Genomic DNA, 2444 nt, shown 5'->3' with positions numbered 1-2444 from the left:
TGTCCCCCCAAAAAATAAAGGCGTGTGAAAAATTTTTGTTTTTTCACACGCCCTTCTTTTTTTTGTCAAATGGTATTGAATTCACAGATTCATACCGTATAATGAAAAATAAAATAGATAAGGATTAAAATCATGAGACAGATTCCAAAAGCCAATATAGATAAGATTCGAAAAGACAAAATGACATCTCCTCCAATTCGATTCGTGCTCTTGACTCTTTCAGCAGTTTTATCTGGGATTGTCGTTCAGGGATTTTTAAATCCCGGACATTTATATCCGGGAGGTCTTAGCGGGGTGACGCTTTTAATTCAGCGCATTGGCAAAAAATACATGGATGTTTATATCCCTTATGGTCCAATGAATATTGCATTGAATTTGGTGCCGATTTATATAGGATTCAAATATCTTGGCAAAAAGTTTACAGCATATTCTTGCTTCAATATTGTTTTGGCCTCAATTTTTGCAGATGTGATGCCGAGGATTACCATCACGACTGACCCACTCCTTTTGTCGGTCTTTGGCGGTATCTTGTACGGTTTAGTCAGTGCGCTTTGTTTGTGGGTCGATGCAACAGCAGGAGGAACGGACTTCATTTCGATATTTCTCTCGTCTCAAAAGGGGATTGATGCATGGAATACGATACTTGGATTTAATGTGGTGCTTCTTGTTATTGCAGGACTAATTTTCGGTTGGAAGTCTGCTTTGTACTCAATTATCTTTCAATTTGCGTTTACCCAGACCCTTCACGCGACCTATCATAAATACCAGCAGCAGACACTTTTTATCATCACGAAATATCCAGAGGAAGTATGTGCGGCTATTTACGAAGTTTCTAATCACGGCGCAACGATTCTGGACGGAAAAGGGTCTTACAAGAAAACAGAATTGGAAGTAATCTATTCGATCGTTTCGAGAGGAGACGTGCCAAAGATTATGAAGGTGGTTCATTTGATTGATGCGGACGCCTTTGTGAATTCAATCCGGACGGAACAAGTTAAAGGGTATTTTTATCAAAAGCCGACAGAATAAGAGAGCAAATTTTGCACAAAAAATTTTTCCCTCGAGATGAAACACATTTACATAAAAATGTGTGCCATGGTCTGCGTGGCCGCGTTGCGGGTTACAGCGCTTTAGGATATTCAAGACGATGTCATCCCTGTCGATTCTGCTTTATTATTTTTTCGGTCACTGGCGGGAAAAGAGTGAGCAGCTGGATCGCCATCTTCTGGGAAAAGAATAGCGCTTAATGATTTTGCATTTGTGTTATAATAGCAAGCGAGGTTTTTAAAATTAAGGAGGTTCATTTATAACATGGACATGCAAATGAAATTTTATCGGAAATTGCCGACGCCTCAGGAGCTGAAGGAAGAGTTTCCGATAGATGACCATATTAAACAAATAAAGGAAGAACGGGATCAACAGATCACGGATATCTTTACCGGTAAAGATGATCGTTTTCTGTTAATTATCGGGCCGTGTTCGGCAGACAATGAAACAGCCGTTTTGGATTACATCAACCGCTTGGCAAAGACCGCGGAACAGGTGAAAGACAAAATTTTCATCATTCCTCGGGTTTATACCAACAAGCCGCGCACAACGGGCATGGGGTACAAGGGCATGCTCCATCAGCCGGACCCGGACGCAAAGGAAGACATGCTTGCCGGATTGATCGCCATCCGCGAAATGCACACCCGCGTCGTCAAGGAAACAGGGCTGACCTGCGCGGACGAAATGCTGTATCCGGAGAACCACCGCTATTTGTCTGACCTGCTCTCGTACGTGGCGGTCGGCGCACGTTCGGTGGAAAATCAGCAGCACCGTTTGGTTGCCAGCGGGATCGGCATTCCGGCTGGGATGAAGAATCCGACATCTGGAGATTTTTCAGTTATGATGAATGCAATGGTTGCGGCGCAGAACAGCCACACGTTTTTATACCGCGGCTGGGAAGTCAAATCGACAGGCAATCCGTTGGCGCATGCAATTTTGCGCGGCTACGTTAATCGCTATGGGCGTTCTTATCCCAATTATCACTACGAAGATCTTCAGGCGCTATTAAAAGCCTACCGCGAAAAACCGGAACTCAAGAATCCGGCTGTCATCATTGATACCAACCACTGTAATTCTGGGAAAAATTTTCTGGAACAGATTCGCATTGCCAAGGACGTGCTGCATAGCTGCAAGCACTCCAAAGATATTCGCAAACTGGTTAAAGGATTGATGATCGAGTCCTACCTCGAAGATGGGCGCCAGGAAATCGGAGAAGGCGTTTTTGGAAAATCCATCACCGACCCGTGCCTGGGCTGGGAAAAAACAGAACGGCTGATTTACGATTTGGCGGAATTGGTCTAATCATAGGCGTTATAAAAAATAAACCCGCTTTGCTGACAAGTGATATGCTACCCCTAAGTAGGACAGTAAAATATAAAAACCTACTTGGGGGTATT

General features: G+C 43.6%; 2 protein-coding genes. Both read left to right on the top strand.

Annotated elements, in window-relative coordinates:
• The first annotated feature begins 132 nt into the window (after nt 1-132).
• The gene (locus QZX60_RS09270) at nt 133-1029 is read left to right on the top strand and encodes a YitT family protein (protein ID WP_295364115.1); all 897 of its coding nucleotides are present in this window, start codon (nt 133-135) and stop codon (nt 1027-1029) included.
• A 288-nt stretch (nt 1030-1317) separates the two neighbouring features.
• On the top strand, nt 1318-2349 hold the full coding sequence (locus QZX60_RS09265; protein WP_363174799.1) for a 3-deoxy-7-phosphoheptulonate synthase: 1032 nt from the start codon (nt 1318-1320) through the stop codon (nt 2347-2349).
• Nucleotides 2350-2444: the final 95 nt, after the last annotated feature.

This window comes from uncultured Pseudoramibacter sp. (assembly GCF_903789625.1).
GTDB lineage: Bacteria > Bacillota > Clostridia > Eubacteriales > Eubacteriaceae > Pseudoramibacter > Pseudoramibacter fermentans.
Note: the sequence above shows the minus strand (reverse complement) of the source record. Positions and strands in the feature narration are given on the sequence as shown.

Coding starts and splice junctions, on each gene's coding strand:
- QZX60_RS09270 (WP_295364115.1), top strand. CDS start 133: ATGAGACAGATTCCAAAAGCCAATATAGATAAGATTCGAAAAGACAAA.
- QZX60_RS09265 (WP_363174799.1), top strand. CDS start 1,318: ATGCAAATGAAATTTTATCGGAAATTGCCGACGCCTCAGGAGCTGAAG.